Source organism: Nocardioides sambongensis (assembly GCF_006494815.1).
Classification (GTDB): Bacteria; Actinomycetota; Actinomycetes; order Propionibacteriales; family Nocardioidaceae; genus Nocardioides; species Nocardioides sambongensis.
Genome location: NZ_CP041091.1, coordinates 2,631,052 through 2,646,535 on the forward strand (window position 1 = coordinate 2,631,052; position 15,484 = coordinate 2,646,535).

The window sequence follows — 15,484 nt, forward strand, 5'->3', positions numbered from 1 at the left end:
CACGACGTGGCCCACGACCTGGTGATCGTCGCGAACCGTCTCCCCGTCGACCGGGTGACCGGTCGGGACGGCGAGACCAGCTGGCGCCGCTCCCCCGGCGGCCTGGTCAGCGCGATCGAGCCGGTGATGCGCGCCGGCGACGGCGTCTGGGTCGGATGGCCCGGCGGCACCGAGCAGCACCTGGAGCCGTTCGAGGACGACGGCCTGCACCTGGTGCCGATGTCGATGACCGCCGAGGACATCGCCGAGCACTACGAGGGATTCTCCAACGGGACCCTGTGGCCGCTGTACCACGACGTGGTCGCCAAGCCGGAGTTCCACCGCGAGTGGTGGGACGCCTACACCCGGGTCAACCGCCGCTTCGCCGAGCGGGCCGCCGAGCTCGCCACCGAGGGCGCCACCGTCTGGGTGCACGACTACCAGCTGCAGCTGGTGCCGCAGATGCTGCGCGACCTCCGCCCCGACCTGCGCATCGGGTTCTACCTGCACATCCCGTTCCCGCCGGCCGAGCTGTTCCAGCAGCTGCCCTGGCGTCGGCAGATCCTCGAGGGCCTGCTCGGCGCGGACCTGATCGGCTTCCAGCTCCCCGGGGCCGCGCAGAACTTCGTCCGCCTGGTCCGGCAGCGGGTGGGCCACAAGACGCACCGCGACCGGGTGCACCTGCCCGACGGCCGCGAGGTGCGGGCCGCGGCCTTCCCGATCTCGATCGACGCCGCCGGGTTCGAGGAGCTGGCCCGGTCCGAGTCGGTCGCCGAGCGCACCGCCGCGATCCGCGAGGCGCTCGGCAACCCGCGCAAGATCTTCCTCGGCATCGACCGCCTCGACTACACCAAGGGCATCCACGCTCGGCTGCGGGCGTTCGGCGAGCTGGTCCGCGACGAGCACTTCAGCGTCGAGGACGCGGTCTTCGTGCAGGTGGCGGTCCCCTCGCGGGAGCAGGTCGAGCAGTATCGGATCCTGCGCGACGACATCGACCGTCTGGTGGGCCGGCTCAACGGCGACCTGGGCCGGATCGGGCGACCGGCGATCAGCTACCTGCACTCCTCCTACCCGCGGGAGGAGATGGCGGCGCTCTACCGGGCCGCGGACATCATGGTCGTCACCCCCTACCGGGACGGGATGAACCTGGTCGCCAAGGAGTACGTCGCCTGCCGGATCGACGAGGACGGTGCGCTGGTGCTCAGCGAGTTCGCCGGCGCCGCCGACGAGCTGCGTCAGGCCTGGCTGGTCAACCCCTACGACATCAACGGGATGAAGGCGGCGCTGCTGGACGCCTACCGGGCCGAGCCCAAGGAGCTGTCCCGGCGGATGAAGGCGATGCGCAAGCAGATCGCCCAGCACGACGTGAAGGCGTGGGCGGACAGCTTCCTCACCTCGCTGGCCGACGACAGCCGGGAAGCCGGGACCCAGGACCGCTGATCGGCCGCCCCGGTCGTCGGTGGTCGGGGTACCTTGCCCGCATGGATCTGGTGCCCAAGCCCGGCCAGGTGGTCGCCGCGGCGAGCAACGTGGCGCACAGGCTGCTCTACGGCGGGATCGCCGACCTGCGGCCGATGCCGCGCACGCTGATCGACGAGGGCCTGCTCCGGGAGGTCTACCACTACCGCCCGGCGGGGACGAGCGGGGAGTCCGGCGAGCCGGTGCTGCTGGTCACCCCGCTGGCGGCCCCGGCGCTCTGCTACGACCTGCGCCGCGGGTGCTCGCTCGCCGAGCACCTCGTGAGCCGGGGTCGCCCCACCTACCTGGTCGAGTACGGCGAGGTCTCCTTCCGCGACCGGGCCCTGGGCATGGAGCACTGGGTCGACGAGGTCGTCCCGGCCGCGATCCGCGCGGTCTCCGAGCACGCCGGCGGCCGTCCGGTGCACGTGGTCGGCTGGAGCCTGGGCGGCATCTTCGCGCTGCTCACCGCCGCCGACGCCGGCGCTGACCTGCCGATCGCCTCGCTGAGCGTGCTCGGCTCCCCGGTGGACGTCACCCAGGTGCCCCTGATCGCGCCGTTCCGGCCGTTGCTGCACCTGGCCAGCGGCGCCGGCTACACCGGCAACGGCCTGGTCACCCGGGCCTACCAGGCGATGGGCGGGGCGCCGAAGCCCCTGGTGAAGTGGGCGTTCCAGCTCTCGGCCTTCCAGAAGCTGGTGACCAGGCCGATCGCGCTCGCCACCCACATCGACGACCAGGAGTTCCTGGCCCAGGTGGAGGCGGTCGACCGGTTCACCGCCAACATGATCGCCTACCCCGGCCGCACGTTCGGGCAGCTCTACCACCGGATGGCCAAGGGCAACCAGCTCGCCACGGGCGAGTTCGAGCTCAGCGGCCGCACCATCCGGCTGGCCGACATCGAGGTCCCGGTGCTGGTCTTCGGCGGGTCGACCGACGGCATCGCTCCGATCCCCGCGGTGCGTGCGATGGTGCCGCTGCTCGCCGCCGCACCGGAGGTCCGCTTCGAGGTCGTCCCCGGCGGTCACCTCGGGATGCTGACCGGGCGCGCCGCCCGGGACACCACCTGGCCGGTGCTCGACGACTGGTTCGAGGAGTGGTCCGGCCGCTCCGGCACGCCCGAGGCCACCGGCGGCAGCGACGGCAGCGACGACGACACCGACACCGACACCGGCGACGACACCGCGATCGGCACCAACCGACGCCGCCGCCACACCTCGGCCGCCTCCCGGGCGCTGTCCCGATGAGCGCGCAGCCGCACGGCCCGGGTCTGCCCACCCGGGTCCGGATCGGGTACGGCGCCGGCTCGGTCGCCACCGGAGCGTTCGGCACCGTGCCGGGGCTGATGCTGCTCCCGTTCCTGACCGACGAGCTCGCCGTACCGGCGCTGCTGGCGGGGGTGATCGTCTTCGGGCCGAAGGCGTGGGACGTGTTCCTCAACCCGGTCGCCGGCCGGATCAGCGACCGGACGGTGGACCCGCGCGGGCCACGGCGACCGTGGCTGCTGCGGGCGGGCGTGCTGCTCGCGGTCTGCTTCGCGCTGCTCTTCGCCGGCCCCGACCTGGGCTCGACGGCGGCCGACGCGGCGTGGGTGCTGGTCTTCTTCTTCGCCTGCGCGAGCGCGTACGCCTTCTTCCAGGTGCCGTACGTGTCGATGCCCGCGGAGATCGCCTCGACCGCCGCGGAGCGGACCCGGCTGATGACCTGGCGGGTGGCGATCCTGGCGTTCACCATCATGCTGGCCGGCGCCAGCGCGCCGGCACTGCGCGACGCCGTCGGTGGCCGGGACGGCTACCGGGTGATGGGCGTGGCGATGGCGGTGGTGATCCTGGTCGGCGTGCTGCTCGCCTACCGCGGCACCCGGGACGCCCCGCTGGGCGCGGTGACGCCCGGTGCCGGGTCGCTGCGCGACCAGCTGCGCATCGTCGCCGGCGCCCGTGACTTCCGGCTGCTGCTGGTGACCTTCGTGCTGCAGGCGCTGGCCACCGGCTGCATGCTGGCCGGGGTCGACTACCTGGCCGGCGACGTGCTCGGCCGGCAGAGCGCGAGCACCGTCCTCTTCGTCTGCTTCGTCGGGCCGGCGCTGCTGCTCACCCCGGCCTGGGCGGCGCTGGGTCGTCGCACCGGCAAGAGGACGGGCTACCTGATCGCCTCGGTCATCCTGGCCGCGGGGGCCGCACTGGCGACCGCGGCCGGGTCCGCCCCGGCCGGCGCCGTCTTCGCCGCGGTCGCACTGGTCGGTGTCGGCTACGCCGGGGTGCAGGTCTTCCCGCTCTCGATGCTCCCCGACGCCGCCGCCGTCGACGCGGCCCGGACCGGCTCCTCGCGGGTCGGTGTCTACACCGGCGTCTGGACCGCCGGCGAGACGCTCGGCCTGGCGCTGGGCCCCGGCCTCTTCGCCGTCGTGCTGGCGATCGGCGGCTACCGGTCCAGCGCGGGCGGCGAGGTGGTGCAGCCGGACAGCGCGCTGACCGCGATCACCATCGGCTTCTCGCTGCTGCCGGCCGCCCTGGTGCTGCTGAGCCTGCTCTGGCTGCGCGGCTACTCCCTCGACGAGCGCACCGTCGACGCCAGCGCCGCCGCGGCGACCCCCACACGCCTCCCCACCCCGTCCCCGACAGCGAGGAACCGACCCGATGACCCCTGCGGAGCTCCGCACCCGCCTCGCCGCCCTGCAGTCCGGGACCTCCCGGTCCACGGCGGCCGGACCCTGGCCTACGTCTACGACGCCGGGCTGCCCGAGACCGACGCCCTGGCCCGGGAGGCCGTCGCCGCCTTCGCCGGCAGCAACGGTCTCGACCCGACCGCCTTCCCGAGCCTGCTGACCATGGAGAACGAGCTGGTCGGCTTCGCCGCCGGTCTCCTCGACGGCCCGGAGACGGTGGTCGGCACCCTGACCTCCGGCGGCACCGAGTCGTGCCTGCTCTCGGTGCAGGCGGCGCGCGACGCCCGTCCGGACATCGCCCGCGCCTCGCTGGTCGTGCCGGACACCGTGCACGCCGCGTTCCACAAGGCGGCGCACTACTTCGGGATGGAGATCCGGGTGGTGCCCACCGGTCCCGACCACCGCGCCGACCCGGTCGCGATGGACGCTGCCTGCGACGACTCGACGGTGCTGGTGGTGGTCAGCGCGCCGTCGTACGCGCACGGGGTGATCGACCCGGTGACCGAGGTCGCCGGTGCTGCCGCGGCACGCGGGATCCGCTGTCACGTCGACGCCTGCATCGGCGGCTGGGTGCTGCCGTTCAAGTCGCGGCTGGGGCGGCCGGTGACCCCGTGGACCTTCGCGGTCGACGGCGTCACCTCGATCTCGGCGGACCTGCACAAGTACGGCTACGCCCCCAAGGGCGCCTCGCTGCTGCTGCACCGCACCGCCGAGCTGCGCCGCCCGCAGTTCTTCGCCCACGCCGACTGGCCGGGCTACACGATGCTCAACGCCACGATGCAGTCCACCCGGTCCGGCGGACCGGTGGCGGGCGCCTGGACCACGGTGCAGGCGATCGGCGTGGACGGCTACCTCGAGCTCACCCGCGCGGCGCTGGAGGCCACCGACCTGATCGCCGAGGGGATCGAGCGGCTCGAGGGGCTCGACCTGGTCGCGGCGCCGGAGTCCACGCTGGTCGCGATGACCGCCGGCCCCGGCCTGGACGTGTTCACGGTGGCCGACGAGATGACCGCGCGCGGCTGGTTCGTGCAGCCCCAGCTCTCCTACGCCGGCCAGCCGCCGTCGCTGCACCTCTCGGTGAGCGCCGCGACCCTGGACGGGGTGGCCGACTTCCTCGACGCACTGGCCCGCGCCGTCACCGTCGCCCGCGAGACCGGTCCGGTCCCGGTCGACGCCGACGTGGTGGCGCTGCTCCACTCCCTGGACCCCACCACGCTCAGCGAGGCGGAGTTCGACGCGCTGCTCGCCGCCGGCGGCCTGGCCGGCGAGGGCGACGCCCCCGGGCTGCCGGAGCAGATGGCGCCGGTCAACGCGCTGCTCGACGCCGCCCCGCCGGCGCTGCGTGAGGCGGTCCTGGTGGCGTTCCTGGACCGCCTGTCGCGACCGGTGGCGCTAGAGTGACCTCAGTCACGGGTGGCATCCCCGCCACACCGGCGGCGTCCCGCGGAGGGAGTGGGACGGCGACGGGGCGGGCGTGCCGATGGGAGCCCGCGGCCGGGCTCGCTCACGGCGCTGGCGACCCCCTAGGGTCAGCGCCGTGAGCGGACTCGACGAGCTTCTCGAGCGCGGCCTGATCGCCTCCGACTGGGCCGAGGCGCTGCGCCCGGTGGACGACCGGATCGCCGCCCTGGGCGAGTTCCTGCGCGCCGAAGTCGCCGCCGGCCGGCCCTACCAGCCCACCGGCGACCGGGTGTTCCGCGCGTTCCGGCGTCCCCTGGCCGAGGTCAAGGTGCTGGTCGTCGGGCAGGATCCCTACCCCAACCCGGCGCACCCGATCGGGCTCTGCTTCGCGGTGGAGTCCCACGTCCGGCCGCTCCCGCCGAGCCTGGCGAACATCTACACCGAGCTCGCCGACGACCTCGGCGTGACACCCCCCGAGCACGGCGACCTCTCGGCCTGGTCGGACCAGGGCGTGATGCTGCTCAACCGGGTGCTGACCGTGCGACCGGGTGAGCCCGGCTCGCACCGCGGGCAGGGGTGGGAGCACGTGACCGCCTGCGCGATCGAGGCGCTGGTCCGGCGTGCGGACGCCGGCGTACCGATGGCGGCGATCCTGTGGGGAGCGGACGCGCGCGGCCTGCGCCGCCACCTCGGGTCGGTCCCCGCGGTGGAGTCCCCGCACCCCTCCCCGCTGTCGGCGTACCGCGGCTTCTTCGGCTCCAAGCCGTTCAGCCGGGTGAACGAGCTGCTCGTCGCGCAGGGCGCGGAGCCGATCGACTGGACCCTCCCGGCCTGAGCCGAACCCGATTCGGCCGGCGCCGGGCCGGCTTGTAGGGTCGATGCACATGGCATGGAGGTATCGGCCCGAGCTGGACGGCCTCCGTGCACTGGCGGTCATCTCGCTGATCCTCTTCCACGCCGACGTCGCCGGCTGGGCCAACACCTACATCGGTGTCGACCTGTTCTTCGTGCTCTCCGGGTTCCTGGTCACCAACGTGGTGCTCACCGAGTTCGACGAGAACGGGCGGTTCCGGCTCGGTCGCTTCTACGCCCGACGGGTACGCCGGCTGCTCCCCGCGGCGGTGGTCGCGATCCTGGCCACCAGCGTGGTGTGGGTGCTCTTCTTCTCCGAGCCGGAGCGGATGGGGCTGGCCCGGCACGCCCAGGCGGCCCTGCTCTACGTGGCGAACTGGCAGTTCATCGCCGAGCAGGGCGACTACTTCGCCGGCGCGATGCGCGACTCGCCGTTCATGCACTACTGGTCGCTGTCGATCGAGGAACAGTTCTACATCCTGTTCCCGCTGCTGATCCTGGCGGTCTTCCGGTTCTTCCCGCGCAACCGGCGCGCGCTGCTGCTGACCTTCGTCGCGCTGGCCGCGCTGTCGGTCTGGTCCCAGCTGTACTGGGGACAGGCCGACCCGGGGCGCGCCTACTACGCCACCGATGCCCGGGCCTTCCAGCTGCTGGCCGGCGCGATCGCGGCGCTGGTGCTGCGCGGCCGCACGCGCACCGGGCGACGGGTGCTGCCCCGTCCCGAGCCGCGGTCGCTCACCTGGCTGGCGGCCGCCGTGCTGGCGGCCTACCTGATCCTCGGCAGCGAGCTGCTCACGATGACCACCTCGCACCGCAACCTGGCCGCCACCGTGGTCAGCACCGCCCTGGTGGTGGTCGTCTACCTGGCCGATGGATCCCCGGTCGGACGCCTGCTGGCCGTCCCCGGGGTGGTCTACCTCGGCAAGATCTCCTACGGCACCTACCTGTGGCACTGGCCGACGATCCTGGTGCTGCAGGAGATCCTCGACGTGCGTCCGTTGGTCATCGCAGTGCTCGCCGGCGCGCTGGCCACCGGGGTCGCGGCGCTCTCCTACGAGCTCCTGGAGACCCCGATCCGGCGCAACCCGCGCCTGGACGGCTTCGCCTGGCGTGCGGTCGGCGCCGGGCTCTCGGTCTCGGTGCTGGCCGCGGCGTTCCTGGTGAGCCCGGTGCTGAACAGCTCGCGGACGCCCGCGGTGACCTCGGCCGGGACGGGTGACGCCGGGGTCTCCGCGGAGGTCGCCGAGGCCCTCGACCAGCCGGTGCCCGACATCGACTTCGACGCCGTGGCGAAGGACCGCGGCACGGCCGGCGGCACCTGCACGCCCGACGACCTGGAGTCCTGCCGACGGGTGGAGGGCTCGGGCCCGCACGTGGTCCTGGTCGGCGACAGCCAGGCGCGGGCGATGGTGCCCGCCTTCACCAGGCTGGCCGAGGAGCGTGACTGGACGCTGTCGACCAGCGTGGTGATGGCCTGCCCGTGGCAGCAGGGCTCTACAGCACCGAACCGGGCGAGAACGTGTGCCGCGACGGTCGCCAGGACTTCTACGAGGAGACCCTGCCCGCGATGGAGCCGGACCTGGTGGTCTTCGTGAACCTTGCACGCAGCGCCGAGGCCTGGGAGGGCGTCCTGGTCGACGACCGGGGGCGGACGAAGAACCGTCATCGGCTCCAGCTGGAGGCCACCCAGCGCACCGTAGAGACCGTCGAGAAGGCAGGCGCCCGCTCCCTGATCGTGCACAGCGTGCTCGGCACGAACGGGTGGGACCGGGACGGCTGGGATCCGCTGGACTGCCTGGCCCGGGCGTCGAGCCAGCGCGACTGCGTCGTCAACCCGCCGCTCGACCATCCCGAGGTCGACGGCTACTACGACACGCTGGAGACCGAGCGGGAGAGCGTCGCCACGATCGACGTCAACCCGGTGATCTGCCCGGACGCGCCGTACTGCCGGCCGATCCTGCGCGGCTCGGTGGTCTGGCGGGACGGCAACCACGTGACGCCCGGCGTGCTCAAGAAGGTCCGCAACGAGATCGGGGAGCTGATCGACCGGACCGAGGTGCTCGACGGCTGAGCGGGAATATAGTTCAATGTTAAATCATTGGAGTTGACATGAGCGAAGCCCCCTCGGCCCCCGGCCGCCTGCCGGCCCTCTACATCGGACACGGCGCACCGCCCCTGCTCGACGACCCGATCTGGTCCGGGCAGCTGGCCGCATGGGCGGCCGACCTGCCCTGCCCCAAGGCGATCCTGATCGTGAGCGCGCACTGGGAGTCGGCACCGGTCTCGCTCAGCGCGAGCGGCGCGGACCTGGTCTACGACTTCGGCGGCTTCGACCCGAAGTACTACGCGATGACCTACCGGACACCCGACGCCACCTCCCTGGCCACCAGGATCGCCGCGATGATGCCGGACACCGAGCCCGTCCACCAGCACACCTCCCGCGGCCTCGACCACGGGGCCTGGGTGCCGCTGCGGATCATGTACCCGGAGGCGGACGTCCCGGTGCTGCAGATGTCGCTGCCCACCCACGACCCCGAGCGGCTGCTGCGACTCGGGGAGCGGCTGCGTCCGCTGCGCGAGGAGGGCGTCCTCATCGTCGGCTCGGGCTTCCTGACCCACGGGCTGCCGTTCCTGACCGAGTGGCGCATCGGCGCCCGGGTGCCGGGCTGGTCCGCGGAATTCGACGCCTGGGCGGGTGAGGCGCTGGCGCGCGGCGACGTGGACACGCTGGCCGCCTACGGCTCGAAGGCGCCGGGCATGCCGTACGCGCACCCGACGGTCGAGCACCTCAGCCCGCTCTTCGTCACCCTCGGCGCGGCCACCGACCCGGGCGCAGCGGGGATCCAGGTGATCGACGGATTCTGGATGGGGCTCTCCAAGCGGTCGCTGCAGATGGCCTGATCCCGGGCCCGGGCCCGGGATCGGGTCAGCGCACCCGCAACCGCTTCATCAGCTTCAGCGACGAGAGCATCTGCTTGACGTAGGCGTCGTAGTCCTGCCCCGGCCGGGCGCCGAGCACCTGCTTCCTGAGCACCGCGACGTTCTTCACGTCGGTGTACTTCAGCAGCCCCTGGTCGCCGTGGCGGGCACCGACCCCGGAGTTCTTCACCCCGCCCGACGGCGTGCCCTTGGAGGCGTAGGCGGTGGCCAGGGCGTCGTTGATGTTGACGTTGCCGGACTCGATCCGCGCCGCCACCGTCTCGGCCCGTTCCAGATCGGTGCCCCACACCGAGGCGTTGAGCCCGTAGTCGGTGTCGTTGGCCAGCCGGACCGCCTCGTCGACGCTCCGGTAGGGGTGCAGCGCCACCACCGGGCCGAAGGTCTCCGTGCAACCGGCGAGCATCTCCTTGGTGACACCCTCGAGCACGGTGGGCTCGAAGAAGGCCGGGCCCACGTCGGGGCGGGCGCGGCCCCCGGTCAGCACGGTGGCACCCTTCGCGACGGCGTCCTCGACGTGGGAGGCGACCCGCTCGCAGTGGTCCGGCGAGACCAGCGAGCCGAGCTCGGGTCCGAAGTCGTACGCCGCGCCCATCGTCATCGTGGCGGCTCGCTGCACGAACGCGTCGCGCAGCTCGTCGTAGCGGGCCTCGGGGAGGTAGATCCGCTCGATGTGCATGCAGATCTGACCGGTGTTGCCGAAGACGCCGAACGCCGCGCCCTCGAGCCACTCGTCGACGTCGACGTCGTCGAGCACGATCATCGGGTTCTTGCCGCCGAGCTCGAGACAGCAGCCGATCAGGTTGCGCCCGGCGCGCTCGCCGATCACCCGGCCGGTGGCCGTGGAGCCGGTGAACATCACGTAGTCGGCGCTGTCGATCAGGGTCGGCCCGACGTCGGGCCCCTCGCCGCAGACCACCTGGAACAGCCCCTCGGGCAGGCCCGCCTCCTCCAGCAGCCGGATCCCGAAGAGCGGGGACAGCGCGGTCTTGTTGTCCGGCTTCACCACCACGCCGTTGCCCGCCATCAGCGCCGGGATCGCGTCCGAGAGGCCGGTCGCGAACGGGAAGTTCCACGGCGCGATGATCCCGACGACGCCCTTGGGCACGTGCACCTCGGTCGAGCTCGAGACGAACGGGATCGGGCCGCCGCGCTTCGTCGGCGCGAGCACCTTCGGCGCGCGCTTGAGGTAGTGGCTGATCACCATCGGCGGGTCGCAGGTCTCCTCGATCGCCATCCGCCGGTTCTTGCCGCTCTCGGCCTGGAGCAGGTCGGCGGTGGTGTGCGCGTTGTCGACCAGCAGCGTGTGGGCGCGGTCGAAGACCTCGAGCCGCCTGGCCAGCGGCCACTGCGCCCACAGCCGCTGCGCCTCGCGGGCCCTGGCGAACGCCTCCTCGATGTCGGCCGGCGTCGACTGCGGCAGCTCGACCAGCGCCTCACCGGTGTAGACCTCGGTCAGCTTCCAGGTGTTGCCGCTCGACCCGGGACCCGCGCGACCAGGCTGTCGAGGAAGTCGGGGGTCAGCCCCGCCGGGCGGGCCGGGGCTCCGCTCGTGGTCGAGGCGTTCGTCGTACCGGTGGGGGTGTCGGCCGCCATGCTCACGCCCTCCCGAGGATGAAGTCGGTGGCGCGCTCGCCGATCATGTAACAGGGCGCGTTGGTGTTGCCGCCGGTGATGCTCGGCATGATCGAGGCGTCGGCGACGCGCAGCCCCTCGACGCCGCGGACCTTGAGGTCGGGACCGACGACGGCGCGCTCGTCCACGCCCATCCGGCAGGTGCCGACGCCGTGGTAGACCGAGATCGAGCGCTGCTTGAGGGCGACCCGCAGGTCCTTGCCGTTGCCGAGCTCGGGGCCGGGGTGGATCTCGGCCTTCACCCCGCCGCCGAACGCGGCCCCGGCCATGATCTCCCGGATCATCTCGCTGCCCTGGGCGAGCACCTCGACGTCGTCGGGGTGCGTCTGGTAGCCGTAGTCGATCAGCGGTGCGACGGTGACGTCGGAGGAGGCGAGCCGGATGGTGCCGCGACTCTTGGGATAGATCAGCGTCGAGAAGACGGTCAGCCCCGGCCGCGGGTCGGGCATGTGCCGGACCGGCTCGTCGGTCGGCGGGCTCGGGTAGATCCACGGGAGCGCGTGGAGCTGGATGTCCGGGATGTCCTGAGCCAGCGAGCTGCGCACGAAGCCGACCGACTCGAAGACGGAGTCGTCGAGGAACGAGCCGCCGATGGTGCGGTCACGCAACACGCCCTTGGCGAAGGTCCACGGGTTGCCCTGGTACTCCACGCTCGGCACGTGGAAGGACATCGGGTGGAACATGTGGTCGTGCAGGTTGTCACCGACCGGCAGGTCGGCCAGCACGTCGATGCCGAGGCCGGCCAGGTGGTCGGCCGGGCCGACACCGGAGACCATCAGCAGCTGCGGGGTGTTGATGAAGCCGGCACTGAGGATCACCTCCTTGGCGGCCCGGATCAGCCGACGGGTCCCGCCCTTCTTCCCCTGGTCGAGGACCTCGACCCCGGTGGCCCGGCCGTTCTCGATGACGACGCGGGTGGCCAGCACCTCGGTCTGCAGCTCGAGGGTGGGCGGGTTGAGGTGGTGCACGTAGCCGCGGGAGGAGGAGTAGCGCAGTCCGCCGACGGCGTTCTGCTGCATCCGGGCGATGCCCTCCTGCTCGGCCGCGTTGTAGTCGTCGAGGATCTTCACGCCGAGGGTGTCGGCGGTCGACTGGATGAACTGGAGGGTGGCCTCCTGCGGCTTCTTCTTGCGGCCGATCTTGATCGGGCCGCCGGCGCCGCGGTACTCGTTCTCGCCGTCCTCGAAGTCCTCGTAGCGCTTGAACGCCGCGTTCACCTCGTCGGCCGACCAACCGGCGTTGCCCTCGGCCGCCCAGGAGTCGTAGTTGGCGCGGTTGCCGCGCACGTAGACCATGCCGTTGACCGACGACGAGCCGCCGACGACCTTGCCCCGGGGCGCCGGCATCCGGCGGCCGTCGAGACCCGGCTGGGGCACCGAGCGGTAGCCCCAGTCGAACTTCGCCTCCAGGCTCGGCTCGGAGTGCATCGGGCCGATCATCCCGGGCTTCTTGGTGAAGTAGCCGTGCATGCCCTTGTCGTCGGACTTGCCGGCCTCGAGCAGGATCACGGACGCGCCGGACTCCGCGAGCCGGCCGGCCACGATCGAGCCGGAGCTGCCCGATCCGACCACCACGTAGTCGGCCTCGTTGCTGTACCGGTCCCTCGCTACTGCGCGCTTGGCCATGTCCCGTCCCCTTCGATCGGCGGCCGCCCGCAGCGCGACGGTGGCGTCGTCACGGCACGACCAGGTGTCAGCCCAGTATGAGCCCGGTCACTGTAACGCGTTCTAGTCCTTTGCGTATAGGTGTCCGCGGAATGTGAAACTGTTTCGTGCGTGCCCGCGGTGGCGGCACTCGGCGAGGTGTCCGCACCAGGTGCGACGATGGGCCCATGCAGATCCTGTCGGTGCAGTCCTCGGTGGCCTACGGCCACGTCGGCAACTCCGCGGCGGTCTTTCCGCTGCAGCGGCTCGGGCACGAGGTGTGGCCGGTCTTCACCGTGCACTTCTCCAACCACACCGGGTACGGCGCCTGGCGCGGCCCGCTGCTCGACCCGGCCGACGTCCGTGAGGTCATCGTCGGCATCGAGGAGCGCGGCGTGCTCCCCTCGGTCGACGCGGTCCTCTCCGGCTACCAGGGCTCCCCGCGGTCGCCGACGTGATCCTGGACGCCGTGGCGCGGGTGAAGGCGGCCAACCCGGAGGCGACGTACACCTGCGACCCGGTGATGGGCAACGCCAAGTCGGGCTGCTTCGTGAACCCGGAGATCCCCCCGATCATCTGCGAGCGGGTGGTCCCGGTCGCCGACATCGTCACGCCGAACCAGTTCGAGCTCGGCTTCATCACGGGCCGCGACGCGCTCGGCGAGCCCTCGCCGCTGGCCGAGATCCTGGCCGCCGCCGACCAGGTCCGCGCGATGGGCCCGGGCACCGTGCTGATCACCTCGGTCGACCGCGAGGAGACCCCCGAGGACGTGATCGAGATGATCGCGGTGACCGAGGCGGGAGCGTGGTCGGTGACCACACCGCGGCTGCCGCTCAAGGCCAACGGCTCCGGCGACGTCACCGCCGCACTGTTCACCGCCCACCTGCACACCACCGGCTCCCCCGCCCAGGCGCTCGGGCGGACCGCCGCGTCGATCTTCGGGGTGCTGGAGGAGACGCTGACCTCCGGCGAGCGCGAGCTGCAGATCGTCGCCGCGCAGGAGGTCATCGCGAACCCGCCGGAGCGGTTCGAGGTCACCCGGGTGCGCTGAGCACCCGGACGACGGGTCCGGTCCGCCGCGGTCCTACGATGGTCGCCGGCCCCGACCCGAGGCCGTGCCGCGTTAGCTCAGTTGGCAGAGCGTTCGTCTTGTAAACGAAATGTCGCGAGTTCGACTCTCGCACGCGGCTCCACGCAGCGCCGTCCCGGCAACGGATCGATCGGCCCGGCGTCCGCGGCGTACTTGAAGAGAGGTTGAAGTCTCCCGGTCGCCACAGCAGGATGGTCCGGTGGCCCTCACCATCGGACAGCTCGCCGAACGTGCCGGCGTGGCGACCAGCGCGATCCGCTACTACGAGTCCAAGGGCCTGGTCGCCTCCGAGCGGACCACCGGCAACCAGCGGCGCTACGCCAGCGCGACCCTGCGCCGGGTCGCCTTCATCCGCGCCGCGCAGCAGGTCGGACTGTCCCTGGAGGAGATCGCCGCCGCGCTCGCGACACTGCCCGAGGAGCGCACCCCGACGAAGGCCGACTGGCACCGGATCAGCCGCGACTGGCGGCCCCGCCTGGACGAGCAGATCCGACGCATCGAGCTGCTCCGTGGGCGGCTGGACAGCTGCATCGGGTGCGGCTGCCTGAGCCTGAAGAGCTGCTCGCTGATGAACCCCGGCGACGAGGCCGCCGAGCGCGGCACCGGCGCGGTGCTGCTGGAGCCCTGAGGCACGCCGCGGCCCCGCCACCGGCCCCGCCACCGGCGCCGCGCGCGCCGGGTTGCTGTCGGAGCGACGGCATAGGGTGCGGTCGTGGACCTGCCAGTGATGCCGCCCGTCCAGCCGATGCTCGCCAAGGCGGTCAAGGGCGTGCCGGACCCGGCCCGGCTCGACCCCCTCGGGCTCTCCTTCGAGCCGAAGTGGGACGGCTTCCGCTGCCTGGTGTTCCGCGACGGCGACGAGGTCGAGCTGACCAGCCGGAACACCAAGCCGCTGACCCGCTACTTCCCCGAGCTGGTGGCCGCGATCCGCGAGCAGCTGCCCCGCCGCTGCGTGCTCGACGGCGAGATCTTCGTGGCCTCCACGGTCCGCGACGGGAAGGGACGGCTGGAGTTCGAGGTGCTGCAGGAGCGGATCCACCCGGCCGAGTCCCGGATCACCCTGCTCGCCGAGCAGACGCCCGCCAGCTTCGTCGCCTTCGACCTGCTCGCCCTCGACGACACCAGCTTCCTCGACCGCCCCTTCCACGAACGCCGGGCGGCGCTGGCCGACGCGCTCGGCCACCTCGACGCGACCGGCCCGTGCCACCTGACCCGCACCAGCACCGACCCCGTCGTCGCCGAGGAGTGGTTCCACACCTTCGAAGGAGCAGGTCTGGACGGGGTGATCGCGAAGCCGATGAGCGCGCCGTACGCACCCAACGCGCGGACCATGCTCAAGATCAAGCACGAGCGGACCGCCGACGTGGTGCTCGCCGGCTACCGGGAGCACAAGACCAGCACCGCCGAGAAGCCCCTGATCGGCTCCCTGCTCCTGGGCCTCTACGAGGACGGCGAGCTGCAGCACATCGGGGTGTCGGCGTCGTTCACCGCGGCCCGTCGCGCCGAGCTCTTCGCCGAGCTGCAGGAGCTGGTGGTCCCGATCGCCGAGCACCCGTGGGGCGCTGGCAGGAGTTCCTGATCGCCAACCCCGGCCGCCAACCCGGCACCCAGAGCCGGTGGAGCCAGGGCAAGGACCTCTCCTTCGTGCCGTTGCGCCCCGACCGCGTCCTCGAGGTCAAGTACGACGCGATGGAGGGCCGGCGCTTCCGGCACACCGCCCACTTCAAGCGGTGGCGCCCCGACCGCGACCCCGCCTCCTGCGGCTACGACCAGCTGGAGCAACCGGTTCGCTACGACCTCGCTGATGTGCTGGGCGGCTAGGAG

General features: G+C 72.2%; 15 protein-coding genes and 1 tRNA gene. 13 read left to right on the forward strand and 3 right to left on the reverse strand.

Annotated features, from left to right (window positions below):
* Window positions 1-6: 6 nt before the first annotated feature.
* From FIV43_RS12455 to FIV43_RS12485, 7 genes are all read left to right on the forward strand, one after another.
* Window positions 7-1,419 carry an alpha,alpha-trehalose-phosphate synthase (UDP-forming) gene (locus tag FIV43_RS12455; protein ID WP_407938823.1) on the forward strand — a complete coding sequence of 471 codons (1,413 nt, stop codon included), beginning with the start codon at window positions 7-9 and terminating at the stop codon, window positions 1,417-1,419.
* Window positions 1,420-1,460: 41 nt separating this feature from the next.
* Window positions 1,461-2,684, forward strand: a complete 1,224-nt coding sequence (locus FIV43_RS12460) for an alpha/beta fold hydrolase (RefSeq protein ID WP_141014397.1) — start codon at window positions 1,461-1,463, stop codon at window positions 2,682-2,684.
* The gene (locus FIV43_RS22425) at window positions 2,681-5,503 is read left to right on the forward strand and encodes an MFS transporter (protein WP_231123165.1); all 2,823 of its coding nucleotides are present in this window, start codon (window positions 2,681-2,683) and stop codon (window positions 5,501-5,503) included. Before FIV43_RS12460 ends, FIV43_RS22425 begins: the two co-directional genes overlap by 4 nt.
* 136 nt (window positions 5,504-5,639) lie before the next feature.
* Window positions 5,640-6,338, forward strand: a complete 699-nt coding sequence (locus FIV43_RS12470; RefSeq protein WP_196780777.1) for a uracil-DNA glycosylase — start codon at window positions 5,640-5,642, stop codon at window positions 6,336-6,338.
* Window positions 6,339-6,387: 49 nt separating this feature from the next.
* Complete coding sequence (locus FIV43_RS12475) at window positions 6,388-7,950, forward strand: acyltransferase family protein (protein WP_181407470.1); 1,563 nt, start codon at window positions 6,388-6,390, stop codon at window positions 7,948-7,950.
* A complete protein-coding gene (locus FIV43_RS23170) occupies window positions 7,875-8,426 on the forward strand; it encodes an SGNH hydrolase domain-containing protein (protein WP_269204011.1) in 552 nt (183 codons plus the stop codon). The genes FIV43_RS12475 and FIV43_RS23170 overlap by 76 nt, the downstream gene beginning before the upstream one ends.
* A gap of 38 nt (window positions 8,427-8,464) precedes the next feature.
* A complete protein-coding gene (locus FIV43_RS12485; RefSeq protein ID WP_141014400.1) occupies window positions 8,465-9,256 on the forward strand; it encodes a dioxygenase family protein in 792 nt (263 codons plus the stop codon).
* 25 nt (window positions 9,257-9,281) lie between these two features.
* Here the strand turns inward: FIV43_RS12485 and FIV43_RS12490 are convergent, their stop codons facing one another.
* From FIV43_RS12490 to FIV43_RS12495, 3 genes are read right to left on the reverse strand one after another with little or no spacing between them, the layout of a single operon-like run.
* Window positions 9,282-10,751, reverse strand: coding sequence for a succinic semialdehyde dehydrogenase (locus FIV43_RS12490; protein WP_331251074.1), 1,470 nt, complete (start codon window positions 10,749-10,751; stop codon window positions 9,282-9,284).
* Complete coding sequence (locus tag FIV43_RS22430) at window positions 10,748-10,888, reverse strand: hypothetical protein (protein ID WP_231123171.1); 141 nt, start codon at window positions 10,886-10,888, stop codon at window positions 10,748-10,750. Before FIV43_RS22430 ends, FIV43_RS12490 begins: the two co-directional genes overlap by 4 nt.
* Window positions 10,889-10,890: 2 nt before the next feature.
* Entirely contained in the window at window positions 10,891-12,552 is a 1,662-nt protein-coding gene (locus FIV43_RS12495; protein ID WP_141014401.1) for a GMC family oxidoreductase, read from the reverse strand.
* Between the two features lie 206 nt (window positions 12,553-12,758).
* Here FIV43_RS12495 and FIV43_RS23540 point away from each other — a divergent pair, with 206 nt between their 5' ends.
* The 6 genes from FIV43_RS23540 to FIV43_RS22435 all read left to right on the forward strand — a co-directional run bounded on the left by FIV43_RS23540 (window position 12,759) and on the right by FIV43_RS22435 (window position 15,481).
* On the forward strand, window positions 12,759-13,028 hold the full coding sequence (locus tag FIV43_RS23540; protein ID WP_331251023.1) for a carbohydrate kinase family protein: 270 nt from the start codon (window positions 12,759-12,761) through the stop codon (window positions 13,026-13,028).
* The gene (pdxY, locus tag FIV43_RS12500) at window positions 13,025-13,621 is read left to right on the forward strand and encodes a pyridoxal kinase (protein WP_331251024.1); all 597 of its coding nucleotides are present in this window, start codon (window positions 13,025-13,027) and stop codon (window positions 13,619-13,621) included. The genes FIV43_RS23540 and pdxY overlap by 4 nt, the downstream gene beginning before the upstream one ends.
* Before the next feature lie 66 nt (window positions 13,622-13,687).
* Window positions 13,688-13,763: transfer RNA gene (locus tag FIV43_RS12505), tRNA-Thr, on the forward strand.
* Between the two features lie 96 nt (window positions 13,764-13,859).
* Window positions 13,860-14,288: a redox-sensitive transcriptional activator SoxR gene (soxR, locus tag FIV43_RS12510; protein ID WP_141014402.1), complete on the forward strand. Its 429-nt coding sequence runs from the start codon at window positions 13,860-13,862 to the stop codon at window positions 14,286-14,288.
* Window positions 14,289-14,372: 84 nt separating this feature from the next.
* Window positions 14,373-15,239, forward strand: a complete 867-nt coding sequence (locus FIV43_RS12515; RefSeq protein WP_231123184.1) for an ATP-dependent DNA ligase — start codon at window positions 14,373-14,375, stop codon at window positions 15,237-15,239.
* The gene (locus tag FIV43_RS22435) at window positions 15,215-15,481 is read left to right on the forward strand and encodes a hypothetical protein (RefSeq protein WP_231123186.1); all 267 of its coding nucleotides are present in this window, start codon (window positions 15,215-15,217) and stop codon (window positions 15,479-15,481) included. The genes FIV43_RS12515 and FIV43_RS22435 overlap by 25 nt, the downstream gene beginning before the upstream one ends.
* The last annotated feature ends 3 nt before the right edge of the window (window positions 15,482-15,484 follow it).

Excerpts from the sequence above, each read along its gene's own strand:
- FIV43_RS12460 (WP_141014397.1), top strand. The coding sequence starts at position 1,461 with ATGGATCTGGTGCCCAAGCCCGGCCAGGTGGTCGCCGCGGCGAGCAAC.
- FIV43_RS22425 (WP_231123165.1), top strand. The coding sequence starts at position 2,681 with ATGAGCGCGCAGCCGCACGGCCCGGGTCTGCCCACCCGGGTCCGGATC.
- FIV43_RS12475 (WP_181407470.1), top strand. The coding sequence starts at position 6,388 with ATGGCATGGAGGTATCGGCCCGAGCTGGACGGCCTCCGTGCACTGGCG.
- FIV43_RS12485 (WP_141014400.1), top strand. The coding sequence starts at position 8,465 with ATGAGCGAAGCCCCCTCGGCCCCCGGCCGCCTGCCGGCCCTCTACATC.
- FIV43_RS22430 (WP_231123171.1), bottom strand. The coding sequence starts at position 10,888 with ATGGCGGCCGACACCCCCACCGGTACGACGAACGCCTCGACCACGAGC.
- FIV43_RS12495 (WP_141014401.1), bottom strand. The coding sequence starts at position 12,552 with ATGGCCAAGCGCGCAGTAGCGAGGGACCGGTACAGCAACGAGGCCGAC.
- FIV43_RS23540 (WP_331251023.1), top strand. The coding sequence starts at position 12,759 with ATGCAGATCCTGTCGGTGCAGTCCTCGGTGGCCTACGGCCACGTCGGC.